The 25,405-nt window shown below is 69.1% G+C and carries 24 protein-coding genes and 3 pseudogenes; 15 read left to right on the top strand and 12 right to left on the bottom strand.

The genetic code is table 11. The features are described from left to right. Positions 1-173 precede the first annotated feature (173 nt). The 4 genes from ACZ4SF_RS33530 (at position 174) to ACZ4SF_RS33515 (ending at position 3,585) form a co-directional block, all read left to right on the top strand. Entirely contained in the window at positions 174-1,079 is a 906-nt protein-coding gene (locus ACZ4SF_RS33530; RefSeq protein ID WP_468392081.1) for a DUF3626 domain-containing protein, read from the top strand. Positions 1,080-1,310: 231 nt separating this feature from the next. Further along, on the top strand, positions 1,311-1,439 hold the full coding sequence (locus ACZ4SF_RS33525) for a hypothetical protein (protein ID WP_468392079.1): 129 nt from the start codon (positions 1,311-1,313) through the stop codon (positions 1,437-1,439). Between the two features lie 255 nt (positions 1,440-1,694). Continuing rightward, positions 1,695-3,275 (top strand): hypothetical protein, encoded by a 1,581-nt coding sequence (locus ACZ4SF_RS33520; protein ID WP_468392077.1) that lies wholly within the window; start codon positions 1,695-1,697, stop codon positions 3,273-3,275. Continuing rightward, a complete protein-coding gene (locus ACZ4SF_RS33515; protein ID WP_468392076.1) occupies positions 3,211-3,585 on the top strand; it encodes a hypothetical protein in 375 nt (124 codons plus the stop codon). The genes ACZ4SF_RS33520 and ACZ4SF_RS33515 overlap by 65 nt, the downstream gene beginning before the upstream one ends. Before the next feature lie 96 nt (positions 3,586-3,681). Here the strand turns inward: ACZ4SF_RS33515 and ACZ4SF_RS33510 are convergent, their stop codons facing one another. Further along, the gene (locus ACZ4SF_RS33510; RefSeq protein ID WP_468392074.1) at positions 3,682-4,539 is read right to left on the bottom strand and encodes a hypothetical protein; all 858 of its coding nucleotides are present in this window, start codon (positions 4,537-4,539) and stop codon (positions 3,682-3,684) included. 316 nt (positions 4,540-4,855) lie between these two features. On the opposite strand from ACZ4SF_RS33510, the gene ACZ4SF_RS33505 reads away from it, so the two are divergent. The 4 genes from ACZ4SF_RS33505 to ACZ4SF_RS33490 all read left to right on the top strand — a co-directional run bounded on the left by ACZ4SF_RS33505 (position 4,856) and on the right by ACZ4SF_RS33490 (position 7,735). Beyond that, positions 4,856-5,149 carry a WhiB family transcriptional regulator gene (locus ACZ4SF_RS33505; RefSeq protein ID WP_468392072.1) on the top strand — a complete coding sequence of 98 codons (294 nt, stop codon included), beginning with the start codon at positions 4,856-4,858 and terminating at the stop codon, positions 5,147-5,149. A 553-nt stretch (positions 5,150-5,702) separates the two neighbouring features. Further along, positions 5,703-6,422 carry a GNAT family N-acetyltransferase gene (locus ACZ4SF_RS33500; RefSeq protein ID WP_468392070.1) on the top strand — a complete coding sequence of 240 codons (720 nt, stop codon included), beginning with the start codon at positions 5,703-5,705 and terminating at the stop codon, positions 6,420-6,422. Between the two features lie 186 nt (positions 6,423-6,608). After that, positions 6,609-6,977: a hypothetical protein gene (locus ACZ4SF_RS33495; RefSeq protein WP_468392068.1), complete on the top strand. Its 369-nt coding sequence runs from the start codon at positions 6,609-6,611 to the stop codon at positions 6,975-6,977. A gap of 86 nt (positions 6,978-7,063) precedes the next feature. After that, positions 7,064-7,735 (top strand): DUF4190 domain-containing protein, encoded by a 672-nt coding sequence (locus ACZ4SF_RS33490; protein WP_468392066.1) that lies wholly within the window; start codon positions 7,064-7,066, stop codon positions 7,733-7,735. 660 nt (positions 7,736-8,395) lie between these two features. On the opposite strand, the gene ACZ4SF_RS33485 is transcribed toward ACZ4SF_RS33490, so the two are convergent. Then, on the bottom strand, positions 8,396-8,650 hold the full coding sequence (locus ACZ4SF_RS33485; protein ID WP_468392065.1) for a hypothetical protein: 255 nt from the start codon (positions 8,648-8,650) through the stop codon (positions 8,396-8,398). Between the two features lie 915 nt (positions 8,651-9,565). On the opposite strand from ACZ4SF_RS33485, the gene ACZ4SF_RS33480 reads away from it, so the two are divergent. Beyond that, positions 9,566-9,712 carry a hypothetical protein gene (locus ACZ4SF_RS33480; RefSeq protein WP_468392063.1) on the top strand — a complete coding sequence of 49 codons (147 nt, stop codon included), beginning with the start codon at positions 9,566-9,568 and terminating at the stop codon, positions 9,710-9,712. Between the two features lie 470 nt (positions 9,713-10,182). Beyond that, positions 10,183-10,692 (top strand): hypothetical protein, encoded by a 510-nt coding sequence (locus tag ACZ4SF_RS33475; protein ID WP_468392061.1) that lies wholly within the window; start codon positions 10,183-10,185, stop codon positions 10,690-10,692. Positions 10,693-12,329: 1,637 nt separating this feature from the next. Here the strand turns inward: ACZ4SF_RS33475 and ACZ4SF_RS33470 are convergent. Beyond that, a complete protein-coding gene (locus ACZ4SF_RS33470; protein WP_468392059.1) occupies positions 12,330-12,566 on the bottom strand; it encodes a hypothetical protein in 237 nt (78 codons plus the stop codon). Positions 12,567-13,140: 574 nt separating this feature from the next. Between ACZ4SF_RS33470 and ACZ4SF_RS33465 the strand changes: the two genes are divergently transcribed. Both ACZ4SF_RS33465 and ACZ4SF_RS33460 read left to right on the top strand, forming a co-directional pair. After that, a complete protein-coding gene (locus ACZ4SF_RS33465) occupies positions 13,141-13,917 on the top strand; it encodes a hypothetical protein (RefSeq protein WP_468392057.1) in 777 nt (258 codons plus the stop codon). Between the two features lie 282 nt (positions 13,918-14,199). Beyond that, entirely contained in the window at positions 14,200-14,787 is a 588-nt protein-coding gene (locus ACZ4SF_RS33460) for a suppressor of fused domain protein (RefSeq protein WP_468392055.1), read from the top strand. A 146-nt stretch (positions 14,788-14,933) separates the two neighbouring features. Here the strand turns inward: ACZ4SF_RS33460 and ACZ4SF_RS33455 are convergent, their stop codons facing one another. The 4 genes and pseudogenes from ACZ4SF_RS33455 to ACZ4SF_RS33440 form a co-directional block, all read right to left on the bottom strand. Then, a complete protein-coding gene (locus tag ACZ4SF_RS33455; protein ID WP_468392053.1) occupies positions 14,934-16,079 on the bottom strand; it encodes a hypothetical protein in 1,146 nt (381 codons plus the stop codon). Positions 16,080-16,528: 449 nt separating this feature from the next. Further along, positions 16,529-17,056 (bottom strand): annotated as a pseudogene (gene tpg, locus ACZ4SF_RS33450) (telomere-protecting terminal protein Tpg); the annotation flags it as partial. Between the two features lie 2 nt (positions 17,057-17,058). Then, positions 17,059-17,244, bottom strand: a pseudogene (locus tag ACZ4SF_RS33445) (hypothetical protein); the annotation flags it as partial. A gap of 377 nt (positions 17,245-17,621) precedes the next feature. After that, positions 17,622-17,891, bottom strand: coding sequence for a hypothetical protein (locus ACZ4SF_RS33440; protein WP_468392051.1), 270 nt, complete (start codon positions 17,889-17,891; stop codon positions 17,622-17,624). 82 nt (positions 17,892-17,973) lie between these two features. Here ACZ4SF_RS33440 and ACZ4SF_RS33435 point away from each other — a divergent pair. Continuing rightward, a pseudogene (locus tag ACZ4SF_RS33435) lies at positions 17,974-18,777 on the top strand (IS5 family transposase); the annotation flags it as partial. A 154-nt stretch (positions 18,778-18,931) separates the two neighbouring features. Here the strand turns inward: ACZ4SF_RS33435 and ACZ4SF_RS33430 are convergent. Together ACZ4SF_RS33430 and ACZ4SF_RS33425 are read right to left on the bottom strand one after the other, a co-directional pair. After that, positions 18,932-19,351 carry a DUF6841 family protein gene (locus ACZ4SF_RS33430; RefSeq protein ID WP_468392049.1) on the bottom strand — a complete coding sequence of 140 codons (420 nt, stop codon included), beginning with the start codon at positions 19,349-19,351 and terminating at the stop codon, positions 18,932-18,934. 70 nt (positions 19,352-19,421) lie between these two features. Next, the gene (locus ACZ4SF_RS33425; RefSeq protein ID WP_468392249.1) at positions 19,422-20,378 is read right to left on the bottom strand and encodes an SDR family NAD(P)-dependent oxidoreductase; all 957 of its coding nucleotides are present in this window, start codon (positions 20,376-20,378) and stop codon (positions 19,422-19,424) included. A gap of 128 nt (positions 20,379-20,506) precedes the next feature. Between ACZ4SF_RS33425 and ACZ4SF_RS33420 the strand changes: the two genes are divergently transcribed. After that, positions 20,507-21,097 (top strand): TetR/AcrR family transcriptional regulator, encoded by a 591-nt coding sequence (locus tag ACZ4SF_RS33420; RefSeq protein WP_468392047.1) that lies wholly within the window; start codon positions 20,507-20,509, stop codon positions 21,095-21,097. A gap of 181 nt (positions 21,098-21,278) precedes the next feature. Here ACZ4SF_RS33420 and ACZ4SF_RS33415 read toward each other — a convergent pair whose 3' ends face one another. From ACZ4SF_RS33415 to ACZ4SF_RS33405, 3 genes are read right to left on the bottom strand one after another with little or no spacing between them, the layout of a single operon-like run. Beyond that, positions 21,279-23,072, bottom strand: a complete 1,794-nt coding sequence (locus ACZ4SF_RS33415; RefSeq protein WP_468392045.1) for a helicase associated domain-containing protein — start codon at positions 23,070-23,072, stop codon at positions 21,279-21,281. After that, on the bottom strand, positions 22,958-23,464 hold the full coding sequence (locus ACZ4SF_RS33410) for a DEAD/DEAH box helicase family protein (RefSeq protein ID WP_468392043.1): 507 nt from the start codon (positions 23,462-23,464) through the stop codon (positions 22,958-22,960). Before ACZ4SF_RS33410 ends, ACZ4SF_RS33415 begins: the two co-directional genes overlap by 115 nt. Further along, positions 23,422-23,775 carry a DEAD/DEAH box helicase family protein gene (locus ACZ4SF_RS33405; RefSeq protein ID WP_468392247.1) on the bottom strand — a complete coding sequence of 118 codons (354 nt, stop codon included), beginning with the start codon at positions 23,773-23,775 and terminating at the stop codon, positions 23,422-23,424. The genes ACZ4SF_RS33410 and ACZ4SF_RS33405 overlap by 43 nt, the downstream gene beginning before the upstream one ends. 641 nt (positions 23,776-24,416) lie before the next feature. Here ACZ4SF_RS33405 and ACZ4SF_RS33400 point away from each other — a divergent pair. Then, positions 24,417-24,794 (top strand): hypothetical protein, encoded by a 378-nt coding sequence (locus ACZ4SF_RS33400; RefSeq protein WP_468392041.1) that lies wholly within the window; start codon positions 24,417-24,419, stop codon positions 24,792-24,794. Positions 24,795-25,405: the final 611 nt, after the last annotated feature.

The raw sequence follows: 25,405 nt of genomic DNA, 5'->3' as shown, positions 1-25,405 counted from the left end.
TCAGCATTGACCGGTGACGACAACAGCAGGTTCGGCATCACCGCCGAGCTGCCGGTCTCAGAAGGGGAAGACCGTGACCGGGCTGGTCTTTGGCGTCCCGATACAGCAGTAGCAACTCTCTGGCCGCTTCAAAGCCGGTGTGGTCACAGATGCAGCTCGGGCACACTGCGCAGATGGGTACTGATGTCGCTTGTTCCCCGGCGGAGAGGGCTCTACGTCACGTCGCGGCGCTGTCCTCGGGTGGGCCGCTCAACCGCGGACTGCGGCTGACGATGAACTTCCACCCCGACCGAGTGGCGGGCGATCGCCCGATCCTGCTCAAGATGGCGGAGGACGGGATCTACCGGTCGCAGTTCGTGACCGGCACCAGCAACGGCGGTCTGACCGCCCACCCAGGCGGGGACAGGTGGCGCTGGGAAAGCCGTATCTTCGGAGGTGCCTATGACCACGCCGCCGCTGACGAACGCCCCGTCTACGGAGCGCTGAACTACCGGCGACATGCGGTCGGCGGGGCACCTCGATTCGGCTCTTCGTACTTCAGGCTCATCAGCAAGGTTCTCCCGCGAGCGACGTTCTGCTACCCGGACAGCTCCACCGGCCCCTCGGTATTCGGAGTTGCGGACAGCTTCTCGCTTCTTCAGCTGGCCGAGGCCGCCGGCCTCGATGCCCTGGACGGCCACATCGAAGCGCAGATTCATGGGCCGGTCAGGTTCGACCGCGACGTCGAAGCCCTGGTCCTGGATCCCAGCTATCGCGGCACGGCGGTGGAAGACATGGCCCGCCGACTCCCCTGCGCGGTTGACTGGCATCCCGGCTTCCGACTCGCCGTGGATCACCTGCGGCGCCACCCGAACTACCGCGGACAGGAGTACGTCGACCTCGGCGCCGAGATCGCGGTCGACGGCTGGCTTAATCCCCGGACCATCGGAGATGCTGCCCACACAGACCGCTACGACCCACAGGCGCTCAAGAAGGTCTGGCACTGCCTGGCGCGTTTCGGCTCACCACTTCGCACGAACACGAACGCCGACGCGCGAGAACCAGCCCCGGGCTACTGTCCCCAGCCGGCGAGCCGGTGACCCACCGTTCATTGGCATCTGCGGCCGCTTGCCGGTTGGACGGTTCGCCGGGCGGACCGCGCAGGGAGCGTGAACGCGGATCTGTCCCGCAGCCCAGACCGCTGCCCCGACTGTTTTCCCACCCCAAGGAATAAGCGAATTATGCCCGCTTCTGTCCCTGGTGGTTGGGGGCCGCGGCTGCTGAGATCCCCCCTGTCCGACCGACACATTCTTCGCTTTCAAGGAGTCTCGATGTCCCAGCGCCCGTGCAAGTTCCGTCCGTTCGCTTCCGCCCGCCCGGCCGCGTTCCGCCCGTCCGACTCCGCCCGCCCTGGCGAGGACCTCGCGGCCCGGCCCTGCTCCATGGCGGCGCGGCCGTAGCGACGGCCGGCGCATCCTTTCTCCCAGTGCCCGCCCGGGCCCCTTCATCCCTCCCGGGCGGGCACTGTCGTGTCCGCCCCCTGCGGCACGCCGGGGTCCGCTCGGCGGTTCACCGGGCACACATTCCGCGATCGCTCTCCCACGCCGCGGGACCGTTCCCGGCGCACCGCCACCCCCGCCGCGCGACCCGGCAGCCTCGAGGTCGACCGGTCACCGCAGCGGTTCAACGCCGCCGGGACGAGGGAGAGCGCGCACGTGCCTGACACCGACCGCCTGTATGCCCTGTCCAGCACCTACAACAACCCGTTCTGGCCGAGCGAGTCCGGTCCGGGGCTGCTGATCAACGATGCGGTCGTGGCCATGCGCTGGTATTTGACCAGCGAGCGGGAGGAGAACCTCACCGTCACCGCTCACGCCAGCGACGACGACGGCGCGACCTGGCGGCCGCTGCCGGCAGCAGAACTCCTGGCCGACGCCGAACGCGCCCTGGCCACCGCCCGACAGGCCCCCGACCCGCAGGCTGGGCCGCGCGCTGCGGCCCTGCACGACGCCCTGGCCGCCGAGGCCGCCGACTGGCTCGATGACCGCCTGCGCTACGTCCAGCCGGACGACCCCACCCCCTACCGGCCTGAGGAGCCGTCCCCGAGCGCGTGGCAGCGTGGCGGGCAGGTGTGGGCTCTCGCCCTCGGCACCGTGCCGCACCAAGAGGTTCTCGACCATCTCGCCGCCCGGTTCACCGCACCCACGCGGGACGGTATCGAGCGGCTGCGCGCGGGCGCTGTTCAGACGCTGAACGCTCTGGCCGTCGCCGACAGCCCGGCCCAGGCCGAGCCGAAGAAACTCCTCGCGGCCCTCGCCCACATCAACCGGCTCACCTTCGGTTTCGAGATCGGCCAGCTGCGCCACCTCGCCGACACCGCGCAGCGCACCCTCCTGGATCATCTGATCACCCGGTGGCCCGAGACCGCTGCCGTGGCCGACGCCTACCCCGACCCAGGGCACCCGGCCAACCGGGCAGCCCGCGCCTACCTGCACCGCGTGTCCCTCATCGGCGCGGACGGGGAACCCAGCCTGCTCGACGACGCGGCCCGCGCCCTTGCCGACGCCGTCGCAGCCGCGCAGCAGCAGCCAGCCACCCCCACCCCGGCCCCCGCCGCAGAGACGCCCACGCCCGCGCCCGCGCCTGCGGCTGGGATCCCCGGCTATCCCCGCCGCCTGGAGGGCGACCTGCAGGCAGCTGCGCAGTGGCGCCTGGTGTCGCCCACTGCTCGCCGCGCGGCCGAGAAGGCCATGCAGCGCCTGGTCCGCACCGCCACCGCCCTCACGCAGCCCGGCACGGACCGATCCGTGTCCGATGCCGTGAACAATCATCGCCGCCTCCACCTGGAGCTGGAAGCACTCACCGTGGGGCACGCGCTGCTGATGCACGCGGGCGTGCTGGCCGACGCCGAGGCGGCCGCCGAACCGGCCAAGCACGCGGCCATCGTCGCCGCGGCGCAGGCCACCGAACCACAGATGCAGGCCCGCACCGCCGCCGACCTCAAAGCAGTCCAGGAAGCGTTCATGCAACACGTCACCCGGGCCGAAGAGGGGATCACACTCTGCAGGAGCAGCGCCGCCTGGCCCGCGAGGCGCTGCACCGGATCTTCCCCGCCGCGGTCACCCACACCGGCCTGCACCAGGTGCGCACGCACCTCATCGAGGGCAGCGGCCTCGCCTGGACGCCTACCACCACGCGTACCGGGAGATCGGCCGGCGAGAACGGCGGCTGGTGGAACTCCAGGCCGCCTACCGCAGCGGGGTGGTGGACTTCGGCCGCCCGGCCGTGACCCGTGAGGACGTCGAACAGGCCCGCGCAGCCGCCGCCGACGCCCGTACGGCCTTCGAGGACCTGCGCATCAGCCGGCCGGCCACGCTGCGCGCCCTGAAAGCACTGAGCAACGCCGCACGCCAGGACTACCCGGCGCCCGACACACTGGTCGCCCGCGCCGCCCGTCTCGCGGCCCAGTCCCGCGAACGGGCCCGCACAGCCACAGCGAGCGCACCGGCGGCCGCACCACGCACCGATCCCGCCGCACAGCAGCAGGCCCGCCACGCCGGACTGCAACCCGGCCTGCGCGAAGGGCCGGGACTACGGCACGCCTGAACACCCGGCGCCATGGCCCGGCCCACGGCCCCGCGCAGGCCCGCCCAGGGGCGCCGCAGCGCAGTCAGGGGCGCCGGGGCGGGGGAGGGGGGATACCTAGGCGTGGGCGGGTGCCTTCTCCTCGGACGGCGCGAGCTCAACATCCGCGGCGGGCGCGTCGGTAGGGGACTTCCTCGCGCGGTACATCACCGAGCCCTGCTGGTTGGTCTTCTCGATCGACTGCTTCTTGACCAGCGCCTCCAGGGTGTTGCGCACGGTCTGCACCGACGTCGCCCGGTCGGGGTGCTGCTGGGCGAGTCCGTCGAAGACCTCACGGGCCAGGCGAGGCTCCGCGGAAGCGGACACGATGGCGAGGACCAGGGCCTGCAGCGGCTGCTTCGCCTCGCCGGCCTGCGCCGGCACCGTCTTCTTCGCCGCCGCAGGCTTCGCCGCCGCGGGCTTGGCCACCGCCTTCTTCGCCCCGGTCGTCTTGCTCGTGGCGGGCTCGGCCGTCGTCTTCTCGACGGTGGCCTTCGGCGCTGCCGACGCCTTCTTGCCGGGGCTCTTCTTACGGGTGGCCGTGGCCTTCTTTGCTGCTGCCGCCGTGCCTGCGCTCTTCTTCGCGACGGTCGCCGCCTTCGGCGCAGCCTCCTTTCCGGCCGGCTTGGCCGCCTCCTGCCGGGGCTGCGGAACCGAAGAGGCCGCCGCGTCCTCACCCACCCCAGCTTCCTGCGCGGCGCTGCCCACAGGTGTCTGGTCCGCGTCCCCGGCGACTGGAGCCGACGGCACGGAGAGGTGCTTCTGCCGTTCGACCAACCAGGTCTCGTCCTGCCGGAGTTGTGCGAGCTGCTCCTGCAACTCGGAGATCTGGGCGGTGATACCGCTCTGCTTCTCGCGGTTGGCTGCGAGGTCTTCGGCGCAGCGCTGCGCCCACACGCTCTGAATGGTGATGGTCGACTCGGACTCGGCAGCCACAGAAACACACTCCTTCTACCTGGATTGTTGCTGCCGGATGCTACCCACCACACACAGCGTCAAGTTGCCTACTGGACCCAATCACTCCTGCGGGATGAAGAGAGGAGCCCACCGGGCCAGCACCCACAAGGGCCGCCCGCGCGAGGGGTTGTGCGTCGGCCGAAGCCGAAGATGCTTCCTGCGTCGCGAGGACACCGCCATGTCGGCGCCTACGTGTGAGACATCAGTTGCGGCACCCGCTGATCACGTTCCTGTTTGGCCTCTGACCAGGTAATAGAGTGAGGTCCATGGCCGCTGCAGGCCGGGGAGGCAACCCATGACGAGCAGGCTGGGGCACTGGCAGGAGCATGCTGCCTGCCACGGGTGTGACCCGGAGGAGTTGTTCGGCGACAGCCCGAGCCAGAAGCGGGTGAGAACGCTGTGCGCCGGGTGCCCGGTTAGGACCGAGTGCCTGGCCGAAGCCCTCGACAACCGGATCGAGTTCGGCGTCTGGGGAGGCATGACGGAACGCGAACGCCGCGCGCTTCTGCGCCGCAGACCGGATGTCGCCTCGTGGTGGAAGGTGCTGAATGATGCCCGTCACGGCCCCGAACAGCAGCAAGCCGGCTGAGCACCGACATCCGTCTCCCCGGCACCGCCCGCATGTGCCCGCAACTGTCGATGTCGTAGGGGCGTCGGGGCCGGGCGGACGTGTGCGGCCGGCAGGTCCGCGGCGCGGAATGTGCCGGACAGTTGCGGACCGTCCGCTCCCGCCGTAGGGAACGAGACGGACGCGCGGGTCTGGCTGACTTCCCGAGCGGGTGTCCTGGCTTGTATGAGGTCACAGCATGGCGAGATGCGCACCCTCGACCGCCTGTGCAGCCGCGAGTACAGCGGGGCGGCGGCGCTGGACTTCCTGACGCGGGTCTGGCCCGGCCTGTACGAGCAGGACAGCGCCGCGCCGGCGTACCAGGATCCGTCGTGGCTGGGCGGCTGGGCCCGGCACCTGCCCCCTTCCCGCGAGCCGCTGGTCCTTGCGGTGGTCGAGGGTGAGCGCCCCGTCGCCGCCCTGGCGCTGGCCCGGGAGACCGCGGGTGGCGGCCGCACGCGGATCATGCCGCTGGCCTGGCCTGGCCTGGCCCGCGAGCGAGCAGGTCCGGCCGGTCGGCGGATGCGACGAGGCGGTGAGCGTCCTCGTTGCGGGCCTTCCTGCGCTCGCCGACACCGTCGTCGCGGCCGACCTGCCGGAAGACTCCCTCCTCGCCCGACAGGCGCAGACGTGGTGGGGCCTGCCGGACGCGGAGACCCTGTACGCCACCGTCCCCCTGCCGGTGGATCTGGCGGGCCTGTCCCGGTCGACGCGCCGGGACCACACCCGGCGAAGACGGACCCTCGACCTCCTCGGCGACCGCGTCGCCTACCACCGCAGCCACGGCCGGCCCGAGCTTCTGGCCGCCTTCGAGACGCTGGCAACCCTGCACCACCGTCGCAACGCCTCCCGGCAGCGCACCGCCGGGACAGCCGACCTGGCCCTGCCCTGGCGGCAGGTGCTCGCCCAGTGCGCCGGCGCGGCCTTCATCGCCACGCTCACCCTGGACGGCCGGCCCGTCGCCGCCCAGTTGTGCCTTCGACGAGGGCCGCGCGTGTACTCGGTGCTGACCGCGATGGACCCGGCCTGCCGTGAACTGGCCGCAGGGCATGCCCTGCGGCACCTGCTGTGTGCGGACCTGACGGCCGACGGATGCACGGCGCTCGACCTTGGGCCGCACCACCGCCGACCCCAGCCAGCGCGCCTACAAGGCTGCCTACGGCGCCGCCTGGACCACCACCCACACCTTCACCCACGCCCTCGTGTTGAACAGCACGAAAGAGTTCAGCAGCGCAGCAAAGAGTTCAGCATGTAGTTCAGCAGCGCGGTGAACCGTTCAGCGCCATAAGGTACATCTCTGGACGTTTCTACCTGCCTACGTCGTTGCGGGCCGTTTCCGAGTGATTCTGGTGCCGCTGTCAGGCGAACTGTTCAGCGACAGTCGAAGGTTCAGCTGCGCTTCAGAAGGTCAAGTGCGCAGGCATCTGTTCAGTAGCGCCGCATGGCGGAAATCGTTCGATCGGGCGTGCTGTGTCGAGTGGTTGCACGAACGCTCGGACGGATGTTGCCGCGGGTGCGGCCGATCGGTGGACTTCGCGGACCGCGGCAGTGCGGCGTGCTGTCCACGCCGCCGCGCATCGACGCCCACACACGTTGTGTCGGGCAACCAGGACGACTCGTTTTCCTCAACGCGAAGCATCACACCGCACTGCGGGTGACGACGGTGGAGCCGCGTGGCGCATCGCGGTCGGACGCCGAGGTGAGGCCCCTGCCCGATCCCGCCGTCACCGCCGATGACCTACAAAAACACCACAGCCGCGCCCTGCACACCAAATTTTTTGCCTATCAGGAAAGTTCAATCACGAACTAATCACTTTCCGTACCGTCGCGGCAACCACACAGGTCCTTCACCGGTCACCCACGCGCAAACACAGCAGCAAACCCGTGGGGAGCACCATGAGCCAGCAGCAGTACCCCCAGCCTCAGCAGCCCGGCAGCAACGGCCTGGCCACCACCGCACTCGTCCTCGGCATCATCGCCGTCGTAGTCAGCTTCATCCCTGTCCTCAACGTCGTCGTCTGGCCGCTCGCGATCCTTGGCATCATCTTCGGCGCCATCGGCCTCTCCAAGGCGGGCAAGGTCCGCAAGGGCAAGGGCGCCGGCATCACCGGCCTCGTCACGTCGGCCGTAGCGATCATCATGTTCTTTGCCATGAACGCCCTGTTCTTCTCCGCCGTCGACAAGGCCAGTAAGGAGCTCGACAAGTCGTACGACTCCACCACCGTCGGCGACGGCAAGTCCAAGACCGGCGGCGCCAAGGAGTCCAAGGTCATGAAGGACTTCAAGGTCACTAAGTGCGACGTGGTCACCGGCGACTTCGGCATCAAGGAGATGGCCATCCACGTCGACTACGCCAACAACGGCGACCGCCGATACTCGTACTTCGTAGAGGGCGAGGTCCTGGTCGACGGCAAGAAGGTCGACGACTTCATGTCAACCGCCGAGAACCTCGCCCCGGGCCAGAAGTTCACTGACAAGAACGCTGGTGCGCTGGTGAACGCGGACGAGATCAAGGACGCCAAGAAGCTCGAGTGCAAGACCATCAAAGCGTCCCGAACTGACTTCTGATCGCTGACGTCGCACGACGCCGACCACCATCTGCAGGCCTCGCCGCGCACCCCGCAGCGGCGGGGCTCGCTGCATCATGGAGACCATGGAGTCGCAGCGGCACGGGCGCCGGCCGGACTGAAGCGGGGCGGAGACATGAGCGCAGGCCCGGCCGAGGGCCGGGCCGCGCGCGGGGAGCGGAGCGAGTCTCAATGACGGAGTCAAGCCGCTTGCGTGGCAGGCGGGGATAGACACGCGGACAGAAACAGATCAGGCAGGTGCTGAATCCAGTGCCTGCCTGATCTGCTGTTTCGGCTGTCGGGGTGGCGGGATTTGAACCCACGACCTCTTCGTCGGTTACGAACGCCCCAAGTAGCCGCACCGTCGGGCGTCTGCGCACTGAACAGATCAGTGCGCAGATCCTCGATTCCAGCTGCGCAGAGAAGAGTTCAGTGCCCAGGTCAAAGCCTTGGGCGCTGAACTGTTTCCTCTCGTCCGACACCTCGGTCCGGTGCAGCAGGCCGCCCTGCTGCCGGCGGGAGACTGTGCCCTGAGTACGGCGGGGCGGTAACCCCGCACCGCATGACGGTGAAGGCGAACGATGTCCCGGTGGAGACCGAACCGCGGACAACATCGCCAAGACCACCCGAGCGATCCGTTCCATCGGCAGGGAGAGCGGGATCACCACAACAGGAAAGCGGTGATCAGCCATCCTGGCAGCGCGAGGAGGAATCCCGTGACGGCCAGGCCCATGCCGCGCTGGCCCCGTCGGGCGACCTGGATGCTGGCGATGATGCTGAAAACGAGCGCCAGCGGCGTGAAGACGAGAAACGACACGAGCAGCCCTAGGACGCCGAGACCGAGAAATCCGTCATCGGATGAGGCCCTCCGGGCTCCGCGGCTGAGGTCGAGCGGTTTGCGGGCCCAGACGGACATCCGCAGTCGGTCACGCTCCACGATCCGTCCAGCCCTGGCTGCGTCGTCCTGCCCGAGGTCGCGGACCCGGGATCCTCGGAGCCCGCGTTCGCCCCGCACAACGACACCGATGAGTGGGTGATGGTGTTCACCGGGCCGGACTGCACCGGTGATTCCTGGACGCTGCGTCCGCACGGGAACCCCGCCTCGGACCGTCTGAAGCTGCGTTCCGTGTTCCTCACGGGCCGCCGCTGAACGAAGGCGCCGCCCTCGTGCTGCGGGCGGCGCCTCAGGGTGCCGCCCTCATCTGCGCCCTCGCCAGGGCGCAGGAGCCAATCCCCTCCGCGTGACTGCGTGTCGTCGCCGCCCCCGGGCATGCCAACTGGCCTGCTGAGCCCATGCCGTGCGGGCCCGTGGCCGCGAACCCGCACACGCATGTGGAGTGCCGGCCTCACGGTCGCACGAGACATCCGCAGCTTCCTTGCCCGGACCGTACAAGCCGTACGGGACGCCGCCCCCCTTGCACCTGCGGCTCCCCGCCACCGGCCAGCCGCTCGCCCCGCCCACGCGAACGGACCGCTACACGTGCGAAAGATGCGGTAGTTCCGTGCGGTTTTGACTGCCCGGTTCGACAGGACGGCCGGGGCTTGGTGGTCCCGCGCCCCGTTCGCACGCCGCGCGGGACCACCCCCTTTCCCCGCCAGCCGCACGCGGCAGCCCCTGGCGCGGGGCCGTAGGCTGGGTTGCGCCGATGCGCCAGGCCCTGTCTGGCACCGTGGGACCCGGGCCCCGTAGCGGCCCGGGCCCTGCAACCCTCCCCCCCCCCCCGCGCCTCCCGCCCGCGGGCACCCCCGATCTCCTCCCGCACCCCAGAGAGCGCGGCCGCTCTGCCTGGGAACGGTCCTGCCCTCCCAAGGTACGGGCCCTGGGAGAGGGTTGATTTTCGCCCCTCAGGACGCCTCGCTGGCCCGTGGCCTGTGCTGGCACTGCAGCGGCAAGGGCACCAACTACACCGCCTTCGGCGGCGTCCAGTGCACCGTGCGCTGCCCCGAATGCCGCGGTGACGGCAAGGCCAAGCGATGACCGCCACCGCGCTCGCCCCGGCCGAGCCGGTCGCCCTCATTGTCGACGACCGTCTCGCCCTCGCCTCCCGCCCCATGGACGAACGTCTCGCCCTCGCCGCGCTCGCCGTCGATGGCCCGGCTCCGCATCGAGACCGACGGCTGGACGCGCGGAGCGCTCCGGGAGGACGGCCGACGCTGCGCCATCGGCGCCATCCGTATCGGCCGACAGCCGGGACCAGGCCGACGACGCGTGCGCGCTGCTGCTCGAGGTCGTGCAGCGGGAGTTCGGCGGGGAGACCGTGCCCTCGTGGAACGACGCCCAGGCAAGCCCGCGGCCCGTGCTCCTCGCACTCGGCCGGGCCGCCGAACTCGCCGACGAACGTGGCCTGTAGCACCCGAGCATCTCGAATCGGTGAATCCCCAATCGACCGGGTCCCAGCAACATCATCCAGCGATAGCATCCCGTTTCCGCACAACCATGGGGGGACCATGACGAGCGAAACACCCGAGCAGCCAGCCATCCCGCCGCTGCCCGCCGAACCACCCGCCGCCCCGGCGCCAGCCAAGAAGCCACTGACTCCCATCGTCGCCGGCCTCATCGGTCTCGCCGTGGGCGTCGGACTCGTGGGCGGCATCTGGGCCATTACCGCTAACAGCGGGCCCAGCGACCCTTCCACGTTCACGCTCAAGGGCTCGTTCGAGCTCACCGACTCCGTCACCCCCGACGGCAACGGCGGCTGCCGGGGAAGGCTCGACAGCGGCTACGACGACATAGCCGAGGGCACCTCCGTCACCGTGTACGGGGCCTCAGGTGACGTCGTCGCCACCGGAGGGCTCGGTAAGTCCAGCGAGGACCTGGGCACCTGCACGTTCAAGGTCAGCGTCCCCGACGTGCCCACCGGTGAGAAGTTCTACAAGGTCGAGGTCTCCCACCGCGGCACCCTGCAGCTGACCGCCAAGGAAGCCGAGAACGGAGAGTTCGCCGGCAGCCTCGGCTGACGACGTGACACGCGATCCCCTAACCAGGAAGGTGCAGCGCTTGGTGGTCGGGTTCAGCACTGCGACTTTCAGCGGGCTGCGGGCGGCGGCCTGGACGCGGGCGAGCCAGGTCGGACTGGGTACCAGGATCGTCAGCTCGGCCGGCCACCGGGTGAGTGCTTCAGGATCGGGGCACACCACACCGGCGAGCCGGAACTCCCGGCCCGGATGGGGCCTGCTGTGTGCGAGCAGCCCGTTGCCGTGCGCGGGACTCTGGCCGCCGTACTCGACCGTCTTGCCGGAGACGGTGCGCACGAGCCGCGTGAAGGCGGGCCACACCCCGGCATCGATCCCGGCGTGTTCGAGGAGTGCCGGCAGGCGCCGCTGTAGCGGCGCAGGTCGGACGGCGGCACGTGGAACTACGACGAGCAGGTCGAGCAATGGCTTCAGCAGGCCCGCGCCGATGCCGCGCTCGCCGGGGACGCCGACACGCTCGCCGACGCCTGGCAGCAGCTCGCCGCCGACCACCAAGCCTTCCTGAACGCCTACGCCGCCAACTGCCCCGAGGTCGAGACCTACAACGGGGCCCGGGACGCGGTGCGCCGCTCGGCTGGCTCCCCCCCCAGCGCCAGGGCCTGGACGAGGTCAGCGCCGCGGTCGGCAAGGTGGCCCGCACCCGGGCATGCGATTGGATGTACGGGGCGCCGCCGGAGCTGGACGCGGGTGCGCTGGTGTGCGGGGTGTGGTTGGCCGCACGCTCGCGTGGGCGCTCCCGAGCCGAGGCCGCGGACCTGGCGTATGCGGCCGCCGCCGAGGAACTGGCCGGTGCCCGCGTCGTCGACGTCACCCGGCTGCTCACACCGCCGCGCACCGCGGGCAGCGCGCACGCCAGCCCGGCCGCCTGGGCGGACGCCGAGCTGGCCGTGTGGTGGCCGGAGGCGGTGAGGGCGCTGTGCGCCCGCCTGGAGGAGGACTTCGAGGCCGAGTCGGCCGCCACCGCAGCGCGTCTGCTGCTGGTGCGGGACTGGCCCCTGACCGGCGTTCGGGATGCACCGGTCGCCTACCTGGCCACCTCCCCGGTCCTGGGCCCGTTCGTCCCCCACGGCTACCGCGACGTCGACAACTACGCGTCCTGGAACGGCGGCGACAGCGCCGCGAGCCGTGCAGGCCAAGGCCACCGAGCTTCAGGCCGCCACGGAGCAACGCCTCAGACAGGCAGCCGAAGCCCTCGCCCACCGCGACACCATCGGAGCGCCGGCACAGCAGGCATCCAGGCCGAGCGGCCAGCAGCCCCTGACCCCGGCCGCTCCACCACGGCAGGGACCGCGCCCGTAGGAGCACCGACCGGACCGGGGAGGGGGAGTGTGAGGTTGCGGGGCTCTACCGGCGGCGGGCCGGCACAACCCCGCCCCCGCATCCTAGGGACATCGGCTGGCCTGCCGCGCGCAGATCCTCACAACGCCTGCCGTGCAGAGTCCAGTTCCCCGGCGCGCACCGTAGAGCTATGTCTTGACCACCTTGGCCTCTGGGTGGCTTGTCGGGCGGATTCTCGCGCGTCGTCCATGGCTTTGGCGAAGTCCTCGTCCCGGCCGTGCCGGAGCACGGTGAGCGGGACGGGGTCGGTCATGCCCGGACCCTACGGGCGTGACGTGTCGGTTTTAGAACAGGGTGTCCGTGTTCCCGGAGTCCTCGGTGGGTGGCGGGGCCGGCGTGTGGGGGCGGCGGGGCCGCGGGGGCTCCGGGTCCTTCCCGAACAGTGCTTGGGTCCCGCACTCGTCGGGCACGGCGGGCACCGGACGACACACGGCCGCGTCGACCAGGTCGAGCGGGGCGCAGTCGTCGAAGTCGGCGCGCTGCATACGGGTCCAGTCGCGGCCCTGAGGTATGGCGCTCACTCGCTCTCTCCTGTCTGCGCTCGGGGGCCGGGCGCGGGCGGCGCACCCGGCGGCACGTGGGTGCCCGGTGCCGTGCGGCGCTCGCGTCCCACGGCGAGCCGCCTGGCCCCTGGCGGCCGTACGGCGGACACGGAACATCGTCTTCACCCACCATCGCTTTCCCTCCCCGGCGACATCTCACCAGCCCGAGCATCGTGCGCGTGGGGGGAATTCTGTGCGGCCACGGCTTCGCCAGGCACTCTTTGCGGCAGACGCACGGCGCGTCGTCACAGCGGGGCTGCCGCCGGCGGCCCTTGCCGCTGGAGTCCTGCGGGACGACACCATCGCGTTCCTCCCCGCGGAGGCCGCCGGCGGGCCGATCATCTCCGCCAGGCGCACGAGGCGCCCCGGCGCGGGCCGTACGCTGGCGTGGCCGATGTGCCAGGCCTGCCTGGCGCCGTGAGGCCCGGGCCCCCGACGTCCCGAGCCCCACAACCCTCCGCCCCCGGCTGATCGCGACGGACTCAGGGCCGACTACCCGCCATCCAGGCGCCGGGCCGTCGGCCCGAGACGCTCCAAGTAGGCTGCGCTGGCCATGGATACGAACGCCGAACCCGAGCAGACCCGGCACACCACGATCGCTGCTGGTCCGCCGATCCGGCAGCTGTTCCGGAACGTCATCGCCGACCGCCTGCCGGGCCCCAGGCCGCCCCAGGCGGTGATGCTCTTCGACGCCGAGACCGACCCTTGCTGGGACGACCTAAGCTTCCTCGACGACTTCTACAGCGAGATCCTTCACCAGGACACCTGCCAGCCGGCCACCGCTGACGGCCTCGCCCTGGTCACGGCCCTCGCAGTCGACGACCGCATTCCCGCCCGGCACCGGTTCCAAGCCGTCGACCTGCTGTTCAGGGCTGCCACTGTCGCCGAGCGCCATCTAGCCGAGAGCTGGCCGGCCGCCCCGCAGCATGCCGATCCCGACAGCGAGGCCCGGGCCCGCAGCACGGTCCAGGCTCAGGTTCCAGCTCTGCTGGCCCGCTGGTCGGCCGAATGCCCAGCGGTTCGCCTCGCCCTCGCCGGACTCGCCGTGGTCTTCCCGACTGACCGCACCCTGCCCGCCTTGGCGCCGCGCCTGCGAACCTTCACCCACCAGCACACCCCTGGCACCGGCATCGGTGATTACGTGCGGTTCGTCCTCATCCTGGCCACCCAGAGGGACGACCAGATCCTCACGGCGACGGAGATGCTCACTGACGCCTACTGGAAGGGAACAGCGCGCGCAGTGCCAACCCGGCCACGAGCCCTCCACCTCCTCGGCCAGATGCTGGCCACGGTCGGAATCGGACTGATCCGAGCACCCGCCGGGCAGTGACGCACCGCGCGTCGCTTGCGCCGCTATTTCGCGTGAACATTCACGGGCCTCAGGATCCGCGATTGCTGCTCAACTGGGCGGACAACGCTGCCCTTGAACGAAGCCACTCCAGGCCTGGGGGGACACAGCGCGGTGGTGAGGGGTGTGGCGGTCGGCCGAGTCGCGTTCGTCCGCGAGGCAGCCCGGGTGTGCCCGCCCGTACAAACGAGCTCCTCCCGCACCCGAATCGCGGCGTGGGCGCCCTGCCTGCTGGATGGGGTGCGGTGCTGCCATGATCGGGTCATGCCCGTTGACGCCGCCCTTGCAGCACGAGCAGCCCTGCGTGAGCACCTGCGCCGGCACTTCCCCAGCCAGGTCATCGATGAACTCCCGGGAGCCGAAGGCCCGATCGCAGAGCGCGTGCCCGACTTTCGCGTGTTCCGGGTGCACCCGAACAGTCCGGGCGGCTGGTGGGTGTATGTGACGTCCGGCTGCTGGGCTGCGACCCAGCAGGACGGTCACGGGACGGAGTTCTTCCTCGCAGCACCGCGCGATGAGTGGCTGAACCTGGAGAGCGTCTCCATGAACGCCTACTACCACTGCGGACCGAGCCACCAGCGACTGGATGTCGGCCACACCGTCCCCATCGGCCGGCCGTGGCTGGACGACTCCCGCTGCGACCACTACCTGATCAGCCTGCCCTACCCCTACGGCCCCGACTTCGAAGTCTGCGCATGGGACGACACAGCCCACGCGCGGATCCTCTGGCTGCTGCCGATCACCAAGGCCGAGAAGGACTACCGACGCGAACAGGGCCTTGAGGCGCTCGAGAGCCTCTTCGACGAGCGGGCGATCGACCCGGTCGATCCCCAGCGCCCCTCCGTCGTCTGAGCGCGGTACGCGGAAGCGCGAGTGCCCACGGCCACCCGGTACGGCCAGTACACCCACGACTGCTGCAGTGACCCACCCGCGGGCGTCATATCCCGTCAGCGCCGCCAGGCCTGTGTGGCGCAGGCGCCCGGCGGCCCGTCCACGGCTCAGCCCTGGAGGAGTTCGCCCGGGGGGAAGATGCCCGGCACGTAACCCCTGGCGGCGGGCAGGTCCCGCAAGTCGAGGTCCCCCTCCTCCACAGGCTCTGCCCGCCAGTCCTCCTCCTCGTTTCTGCTGCGGAACGCCTCGTGCAGGAAGCCGGGGAGCGCTTCGTTGTCCCGGCGGCCCGGGCGGCGCCGGTCCTCGGGGATCGTCCAGTCCGCCGCGAAGAGAGTGCCGTCGCGGTAGAGCGTGCGCTCCAGGCGAGGCCGGTGGCGGGCGAGCAGGCGCAGGATGTCGTCGCGGAGGCCTTCGGTTTCATTGCGTCGGGCCGCCCTTTCCACGCGCTGCAGTACTGGCGCCAGGACCCCGAGTGTCACGCCGAGCGCGGCAAAGCCAGCCACGACGTAGTCGCCCAGCATGAGTGGTTCCTGATGGGCGAAGACGTCCAGGAACGGTGTGTAGTAGGCCAGCACGTGCAGGTCCGGGTCGACGGGGAGGTCGACGGCGCGGGGGGTGGCTTCGTCCGGGTCGATCGCCGTCAGGCGCATGGGGCCGTGGGGAGAGGAGAAGTGCACCGCGCTCGCGTAGGCGATCTCCGGCACCTTGCCTTTGATGGTCTTGATTGTCCTCTTCTGTTCCTCCATCGCTTCGCGCAGCTCATTTGTCAGCGGGCCGGAGCGGCCCTTGGCTTCCGCGACGACATACCCGCCGTAGGTCCGCTCTCCGAAGAAGTCTGCCCGGCTCTGGCCAGGGGCGAAGGTGAGACCGTAGGCGGAGGCGTAGCGGGCGACGTGCATGAAGAACTGGACGGACAGCTGCCTCTCAGCGAAGAGCTGGCACATGGCCTGGCCCAGGGTGTAGGACAGCATGCCCTTCTCGGAAGGGTCGAGCTCGCGGGCGAGGTCGGTACGAGTGATGCGGCGGACCGGATCATCGCTCCAGCTGAGATAGGCGGGCAGGATCGCCACCCTGTGGCACCACTCGTACGTCGACGACCTCCCGTGCTTGGCTCGGTCGTACGGGGCCCTGCCTGTGATGAACAACGCGCGCGCCAAGTCCTCCGGCATGACCGACAGTTCCTGCTCGAGGGGAACGCCGGCCGGGAAGAGCGTGGCGTCGGTGCGCACGTATGCGGGGCCATTGAAGAACATCGTTGCTGCTTTCCGGGTTCAGGTCCATCAGACGCAGACGATGAGGATCGTCGTACCGGCCTTTCTCTATCACCCCGGTCCGCAGTCCTCCCCCGCAACAGCGGAGTCGGAAGCGATCCTTGGGGAACTCCGGGTCACCACGCAGCTCCGGCGGACCGGCCGGGCAACAGTGCCCTGTGCCGTCCTCGTGGCGATGCCAGGCGGGCCGAGGCAGCCATCAGCGACCGAAGCGACCCACGGCAGCCGTACGTTGCTGGAAGGTGAGCGCGGCGTGCGGAGTTACTGCCGGGGCGTGGAGCAAATCAGCGGTTGTTCAGGCCGTGGCCGTAGACCGACTCTGCTCGCGAAGCAGGCCCCGCAGTTCCGTGAGCTATTCCCGCCGGGTCTTCTGGTTCATGATCCACACTCCGCGCCTGACTTCCGTGCCGTCCTCCAGCCGATCTGACCGGTTACGGCTCGAATTCGAGGTCGATGAGGTCGGTGAGTTCGACTTCGAGGCCGTGGGCGCGGCGGCCGTTGTCGCGGAAGTAGACCTCGCCGAGGGCTTCGGCGGCGATCCGGCGGAGTTGGTCGTCGGTGGATCCGGCTTCCTGGGCTTGGAAGAGACGTGCGGCGTGGCCGGGCGGGAGGGCGAGGGTGAGGTGGCGCTCGCGGGCGTCGTCGGTGCTGCCGGGGGCGGCGGTGTAGCCGAACCGGGCGCGGACGTCGATCATGATGCCGCCGGTGGTGGCCGCGGCCTGCTTCGCCTTGGCCTTGATCTGCGGCTGCCACCGCACGCGGACCTCACGCTCGAGACGGTCGGCGAGCTCCGGCCGGGGCTTTTTGATCTGGTTCTTCACATACCGTTCGACGGTGCGCTGGCTGATGCCGAGCAGCTCGGCCACGCGCCGGGTACTGCGCTGGTGCTGGCGGACCAGGCAGCGCATCTGTGCCCCGGCGGTCTTCGGGATGGGGCGCGTGAACGCGCCCTGGACCGCTTCTACTCTCCGGTGTCCTTGGTGGTGACCTCGCCGGTCTTGATGTAGCGGGCGAGGTTGGCGACGTGGCCCTCGGCGCTGAGCTGTTCGAGGACGTCGGCTCCCCACAGCACGCTCTGGGTGCCTTCGTGCTTGACGGGTGCGCGGCGCTGGGCTGGTGCCCAGCCCGGCCCCACGCCGGCGTGGAACATTAATCCGCCGCGACCTGGTGGCAGAGCTGCCCTGGCTGCTGACCCAGGGTGTATTCCGTCACCCGCTCAGCCGCTCGCCTGTCGTGGGCATGGACGTCTCGTCGCGCACGGACCGGGCGGGGTGGCCAGCCTCCGTCGCCCGGCGCAAGCTGTTTTCGATGCCTGAATCCGGCTGGGCTCGGCCGTGGCAAGCGCCGGTCAGCGGTGTCCGCGATCGACCGCGTCCCGGATTTTGAAGCGCCGCGGGGTGGCACCAAGGCAGAAGCGGAGGTAGTCCTTTTCCCTGATCAGCACCACAGCTCGTAATGATCGCCCTTGTCGATGAACCACACCGGTTCGCCCCTGCTGGCCGTGGTCTTGACCCATCCGTCTGATTAGTCGATCCACTTGCCCTTTTGGTGTTCACAGACCACTTGAAGGTATCCGCACCAGTCCCCGTCCTTCTCCCAGCCGTCCACGCACTTGACCCACAGGACCGGGGCACCCTTGCGGATCATAAAGCTGGAGGATCCTGCGCCGGACTTGGCCGTCTCCTGACCCAACCCCGCCGAGGGGTCGAAGGCGATCCAGTCGCGCTCGAAGCGCGCCGCCTCCCCACGGTCGTGGTCGTAGATCGTGAACATTTCGGTACGCAGTAGCCCCATTTTGAGTCCCTTCGTGAGCGTTCCCGGTACTGCGGGGGAACTTAGACCGTGTCCTACATGGCAGTTGGTCGTTGGGCTGGGCATGGGGCGGGGTACGTGGAGTTGGATTGTTCCGGATGGCTTGTGGGAGATCGCCAGGCCGCTGATTCCGGAGGACCGGGTGCGGCCGCAGGGCGGCGGGAAGCAGAACACGCCTGATGAGACGCTGTTTCGCGGCGATCATCTATGTCCTGGTCAGCGGGTGTGCATGGCGGGCCTAGCCGCCGTGCTTCGGGATATCGAAGTCGACCGCGCACCGCCGGTTCATGATCTGGTCGCGAGCCGGTGTTTGGGGACGCCTGCACGAAGCGGTCCTGCACCAGCTCGATGATGCGGGCCTTGTCGACGTCTCCCGCGTGGTCCTCGACTCCGCCCACATCAGGGCTAAAAACGGGGCGAACACACAGGTCCGAGCCCCGTGGACCGAGGTAAGCCGGGTTCCAAGATGCACGTCCTGTCGGACGCGAACGGACTGCCCCTGGTCGTCGGCGCCTCGGCCGCCAACGTCCACGACAGCGAGGGCCTGAAGCCCATGATCGCGGGTGTCCAAACGCAACACGACCCGCATCGAGGCCGTCACTTCAAACCCAGGCGACTCCACGCCGACAAGGCCTACGACATCCCCCACCTGCGGAAATGGCTGCGGGGCAAGCACATCGGTGTCCGCATCGCGCGCAAGGGCATCGAGTCCAGCGAACGGTTGGGCCGCCGTAGGTGGGTGATCGAACGGACCATCTCCTGGCTGTCCGGGTACCGCCGGCTGAACCCGCGCTACGAGCGCCATCCCCGTAAGTACCTGGCGTTTCTCGGGCTTGCCGCAGCCCTCTGCTGCTACAAGCGACTCCTCACTCGCCATATAGGACACGGTCTAAGCCGTGGGGACGAGCATCGAGGTGACATCGATCAGCACGTACTGTCACGTTGGCGATCTTGTGGCGGGGTCCTGTCGTCTCGCTGACTGGCGAGCGCACCGCGGGCGACCGCGCGGGCAATGTGCTTCGTCAGCTGGCCAGGATCACGGAGGCGACCGTCCGCCATCCCGCGTCGGTACGGGCGGCCAGGTAGAGCACACGGACACGCTGGAACTCCCGCCCCTGGCTGTCCTGGCGCGCCCAGGTCACCTCGATTTGCGCTGCCCGCTCGTTGAGCACGCGTACCACCGGGTCGAGGGCCTTGCTGCCCCCGTAGTCGGCGTCGCGCAGTGCGCGCAGCTCGTGTGCGAGTCCCTGGGAGAGCGCCTCGGCGGAGGTGAGAGCGGTGTGGGCCGTGCCCGTGGTCATGCTGATCGGCACCGAGAAGTAGTCGAGGAGCGGCGCGGGATCGGTGCTCCCCTTTGCTGCCAGTCCGATGAACGTCTCGACGTAGCTGTCGAACCATGCCTGTGCTTCGTTCGCGACGGCGGCCAGATCGGTGTGCATCATGATTTCGTGACCCTTCTTGCAGAGATTTCAGATGCGGGCTTCTTGGAGGGGAGTGCGCTATGCCGTCGCGTCACCGGTTCGCGAACGCGTTGGTGCCGGTCAGCTGGGCGGACAGGGTCCACAGGCGTGCGGCCTGTTCGGGGTCGACCGCGTAGGGCCGTACTCCGGGTGCGTCGTCCTGGGAGAGCGGGGCGATGTCGCAGTCGTTCAGGTAGACGCCGCCGGTGTGGGCCAGCTGCGGGGAGGCGGCCGCCCAGACCTGGGTAGCGGCACCCTGTTCGGGGGTCTTGAAACTGGGGGCCGTGTTGCCCTGGTCGTCGATCCAGCCGAAGGCGATCATCTCCTCGCGGGTCATGTGCCGCTGGAGCGGGGTCATGACGGCACCGGGGGCGACGGCGAAGGCCCGCACCTGGTGCTCGCGGCCGAGCGCGTCGAGGTGGACGGCGAACAGCGCGATCGCGGTTTTCGACTGTCCGTAGGCGACGGCCTTGTCATAGTCGTTTGCGAACATGACGTCGTCCCAGCGGATCGGTGAATAGCGGTGTCCGGCAGAGCTGAGCGCGACCACGCGCGCGCCGCCGTCGGCTGCCAGGGCGGGCCACAGCCGGTTCGTGAGTGTGTAGTGGCCCAGGTGGTTGGTGGCGAACTGCGCCTCCCAGCCGGGTCCGAGGCGGGTCTCGGGCAGGGCCATCACGCCGGCGTTGTTGATGAGGATGTCGATGCTGCGGCCGCTTGCCAGGAACTCGTCCGCGAAGGTGTGCACGCTGGCCTGGTCGCCCAGGTCGAGACGGCGCACCTCGACCCCATCCACTGCGGTGAAGGCTTCCGCGGCCGCTTCAGGGCGGCGGACGGCTGCGACGACAGTCGCGCCAGCGCCCCGCAGGGTGCGTGTGGTCTCCAGCCCCAGTCCGGAACTACCGCCGGTCACGACTGCGAGCTTTCCGGTGAGGTCGCGGCCGGCCAGGACGTCGGCCGTGGTGCTGCGGGCCCCGAAGCCGGAACCGATGGGCTGCTGTGCTGTCATGATCGCCATTCCTTGCGCGTGGAGCGTCACGGTCAACGCCGTAACCGGGGAGTTCCCCGGTTAGTCATGACGGTAAGCGGGGAACTCCCCGGTTGTCCAGTTAGACTGGTCCCCCAAAGAAGGGAGCAGCCTTGACCACCAAGCCGAGTGTGTTGCGCGCCGATGCCCGCCGTAACCGGGAGCGCATCCTCGAAGCGGCCGTACGCACCTTCTCCGAGAAAGGCCCGGACGTCGCGATCGACACGATCGCCAAGGCCGCGGGCGTCGGCTCGGCCACGCTCTACCGCCACTTCCCCACGCGCGAGGCGCTCGTCGAGGCGGCCTACCGCAACGAGCTGGCCCGCGTCTGCGACAGCGCCGCGAAGCTGCTGGCCGACAACCCGCCCGACCTGGCGATCCGCCTGTGGATGGACGACTTCATCGACTACCTGGCTGCCAAGCAGGGCATGGCGGACGCGCTGCGGGCCGCGGTCGCATCCGGTGCGGACCCCTTCGCCGAGACCCTCGACAAGCTCGCTACCGCGCTGGGCACCCTGCTGCACGCCGGCGCCGACGTCGGTCTCCTGCGCCCGGGCATCGACCCCTTCGATGTCGGCTTCAGCCTGGCCGGCATCGGGCTGATCACCAGCGCTCCCGACCAGCGCGAACGGGCCGGACGCCTCCTCGACCTGCTCCTCGACGGCCTCCGGTACGGAGCGGACGGATCGGCGTCCAGCTCGTGACCCGGCTTTGGCCGCAATCCTCGCCGGCTTTGTGACGTCAGCGGTCCAGCAGCCCCGACCGCGTTGCGGAGCGCGAGCCACTGACACGAGTCAGGAAATGTGAAACAGGCACTGAATCGGTTTCGGACCCATCGGACAGGCCCTAGAGACCTGCCCGGCCCCGCTGCCCGTCCGTACGTCTCTATGTCCAGCGCATGCCGATGGCGGAGAGCTGTTCGATCCGTTCCGGCGACAGCGTCGCGGCTCTGGATCTCTGGTTCCCGATCCATGCCCCGAGCTTGATCTCTTGTTCCTCCTGCACCCCGCCACTCTCGCCGTTGCGACTGTCGTCCCCGCTAGTGACGGTGATCCGTTCGATGTGCTTCCTGGGTACGCGGAGGTGGCCTTCGCGCTCGTAGTACTGGCGGGCGGCGGCGTAGTTGGTGGCCCATTTGTCGGCTTGGCTGCGCCGTGATTGGGGTTTTTCGTCTTCGGTGGCGGGCTGGATGTCGAGGACGTGTTCGCACAGCCATTGCTGGGCACCGGTGAGTTTGTCCCAGCCGTGCCGCTGGGCCCTAACCCACCGGCCGAGGTCTTCGCCCTGGCGCACGGTCTCGCCCAGCGTGGTGGGTAGCGGGCTGCCGGCGTCGAGGTGCTGGCGGAGGAGGTGGAAGCATCGTTGCCAGTCGACCGGCCATGCCGGGCACCAGGCGGGGTCGATGTCGTCCAGTTGCTCGCGCCGTTCCTCGGACAGCGTCCCGGCCGCCGATGCCGCGGGCAGCCCCTGGGCCTGCCGTTGTTCGTTCACTGCTGCTCGCCGGGCGGCCGCCCGCGCGTTCTTCAGAAATAGCCCTACACGATAGCCCTGGTGGGTGGCGTCGGTCGGTGCTGCGAGGTGCCCGTTTTCGGCTGCCCAGCCGCGGGCTGCGGCGAGTCCTTCGTCCCAGGCGATGTCGTAGCGCGACCAGACCATGCCCAACTCTTCCAGCTGCGCCACACGGTCGGGGTCCATGTCGCCGCGGGCGTAGAAGCGGCGGGCGTCGGCGATCCATTGCCCGAGCGGGAACGCGGCGAGCGATGCCGGCCACCCCTCGCCCTCCACCTCCAGGCCGCCACTCACGGCTGGGACGCGGTACGTGAACGGCACCCTCAGATCGCCCTGCTCGCGGGCGTAGATGACGGCGGCCTCCACACCGCGGCGCCAGTGGGTGTGTTCGGGGTTGAGGACGCGGAGGTTGATGAAGGCGGCCAGTTGTGCGGGGTTGCGGGGGGTGGAGAACTTCAGCAGGGCTCGGGCCGGCAGCGAGAGCCGGTCGCTTCGGTCGCTCTGGGCCCCTTCCTCCTGCGGTTCGGCGAGTGCTTCTACGATGCGGGTGTCGTGGGCTCTGAGTGCTTCCAGCAGCTTCGCCAACCCGCTGAATGCCCGTGCGGTGAGCATGTTGTCTGCTGTCTCGCCGGGCCCGAGCAGGACGGGCACCACGAGGGAGGCAAGCTTGCCTTCGCCGGGCTGCATGCGCAGTGCCCGGCCGACGGCTTGGACGAGCTCGGGCATGGAGCCGCGGACGTCGGCGAAGTAGACGGAGTCGCATTCCCGGGTGTCGACGTCCTCGCCGAGCACCTTCACCGAGCCCAGGAAGCTCTTCTCGACCACGGTGCCGTCGGTGGCGATGCCGTCGGCGAACTCGCCCAGCACACGCCGGCGATGCTCGGCCCGGTGGTCGCCGCACAGCCAGTCGGCCCAGATGGAGCGCGGGTATAGCCGAGGATCGGCTCTGTGCAGCTGCTGGGCGATGTGGGGGAGGCCGGCTGCGAACGCTTCGGCTTCCTTCACCTGGTGGTGGAAGACCAGCGTGCGCCTGAAGCCCTCTTCCGCTGAGGCTTTCACCAGCGCGGTCTGCAGGGCGGCGAGCCGCGCCCCGCGTACCTGGTCCGAGCGGGCTTCAGCGCCCAGGAGCTGGGCGGCTTGGAGGTGGGTGTCGGTGATGTCCAGGCACACCACCTTGTAGGGCGCGCAGATTCCCGGTCGATGGCCTCGGACAGCGTGAGGGTTTCGCAGCGCGCCCCGAATGGACCCTGCGGATCGTCCTCCATCGAGGCCACCAGCTCACCCGGCGCGCCCTGCTCGGCGTCGTTGTCGAGCCGCCACAACCTTGGGGTGGCGGTCATATAGAGACGGCGCAGGGCGGGGATGCGGGTGTTGTCGTGGACCACCGCCCACGGCTTCCCGATCCGCCCCGACGTCCGGTGCGCCTCGTCGACCACGATCAGGTCCCAGCCCGGAAGGCCGGCCTGGTGGGCGCGCTCCAGCGTGCCGAGCCCGAGGGAGGCGTAGGTGGCGAAGACGGTCACCTTGTCGAGCGGCCGCACCCAGTCGACCAGCTCGCCCACGTCCGTGGTGTTCGGAAGGACGCCTCCGGGCCGCGCAAGGACGAGACCCCGATCATGGGGCCGGTACGGCCGCCTTTGCGCCAGGCGGCCTCGGTCTGGACGAGCAGGTCCAGCGAGGGGACGAGGACCAGCACGCTGCCGGCGCGCAGCTCCTCAGTGCTTCGGGTGGCCACGAGGGTCTTGCCGGTTCCGGTCGCCATGATCACCTGAGTGCGGAGCCCGCGCTCAGGCACGGTGGATCGTGCAGGCAATTCAAGCGCGCGCAGCACTGCGTCCACGGCTTCTCGCTGGTGGGGACGGAGTTCCTTCATTGCCATGCGTATCTGCCTTCTCCCGCGGGTCGCAGTGGGGTCGTCACGCGGCTGGAAACAGGAAGCCTGCACGTAGGAGACCCATGATGGGCCACCGGTGAACCGTACCGATACCCCGCCCGTGCGTCGGACCAGCGGCAGGAGAGGGAGATCAGAATCGGTCCACCCCCTCTGACACTACTGCTAGCCGAGTCCAGAGTCTATCTGCGATCAAAAATGAAGCAGATCAGCCCGTCCAGCTGGTGCAGCCTGTCACTTCACTTAATTCGCCGGTCAGTCTATCGGATGACAGTCACTCAGGTCAGGAGGTGTGGGATAAGCGTGAACGATCAGGCGGCACGATCTGACCCTCGCCCCTTACTGCTGCCAGCTTCGGGCATAGGGAGGCATGAGAGTCAGATTGCTGTCGAGGTGCACTGCGGTAGTGCACTCCTGAGCAGGGGCGGTCGATGACGCCTCGTCAACTGTCCTGAGCACTTGTTTAGGAAGAGTTCATTGACTGATCCATATTGCACAATATTTATGATTGAACGGTAAGTGAACCATGAGGGGCTCGACTTGCGACCAAGGACTGACGGTGCTGCGCTGGAGTGGACGGGGGAAAGAGGCGCGGGATAACAAGACACGAGAGAGGCATTGTCGTGGCTAGCATCGGCACGGACAGGGCAATAACCAACGTAGTCCATCAACAAGACAACACCTGGAGATTCACCGTCGAGTACACAGCGCACTTCGACCCCGTAGACAGGGGAGTGTCGTTCGATGACTCAGTGAAAATCTGGGAGCACGATTCGGGCGGCGACGAGCAAATTTCAGCTTACGCCCCCACAGAATCATTCCGGGCGCCTCAGGACGGAAGTCCCTTCCATCGAGTCAAGACTTTTACCATCACTCAGGAACAGCTGAGCACAGAGATCGGCGACGAGCAGACATTCGCGTGGATCTGGTTGCGCAGATCCGGAAGCCAAGGGGCGGCTGACGCGGAAGAGCGCACGCCCATCTGGTATGTGGACGATTGAGACAATCGAATCCCATGACTGTGTGCCGTCGGTCAAAGCGGTTGACCCGGATGGCACGCAGTCATGTCCCACTCAGCTCTATCTCTTCCTCCTCTTTCCTTGTGACTGCGCTCGCGCTAGTCACCCTCGCCCGACCCACGCCAATGGTTGAGGCCCTCAGGTCCAGCACCCCTCCTTGGCTGCCGGCCCTGCCCGTAGCCCCACACGCAGTGTGGGGCGTGCAAGACGGAGCGCGGTAGGAGCGTCAGAGCCGGGCAACCAGCTTGGCCTGAGTAGGTGTGAGGCCTACTGGGACTACTCCGCAGGCACAGCAGGCCCGACCTCTAACCCCCACCTCTACCGCCAGCCGCGGGCCGCGCGAAGCGTGGCCCGCTCTTCTCGCGCGCAGCGCGAGTCGGCGGTTGCGGAGCGCAGCGGAGAGCCGCCCTGCCCTGGGCCTGCGCAGCAGACCCGCTCCCGGAGCGCAGCGGAGGGAGCGTCCAATCCCAGGACACAGTCCTGGGATTGGACGGGGAGCGCAGCGAGCCGCCAGCGCTCACGCGGAGCGTGAGCGCAACCCCCGTGCGCAGCACGGGGGTTCGCTTGCATCGCGCGCAGCGCGATGGGACCCG

This window comes from Streptomyces sp. NPDC027663, from assembly GCF_055566415.1.
The sequence above is the reverse complement of the archived record's forward strand: the minus strand, read 5'-3'. Positions and strand labels throughout refer to the sequence as shown.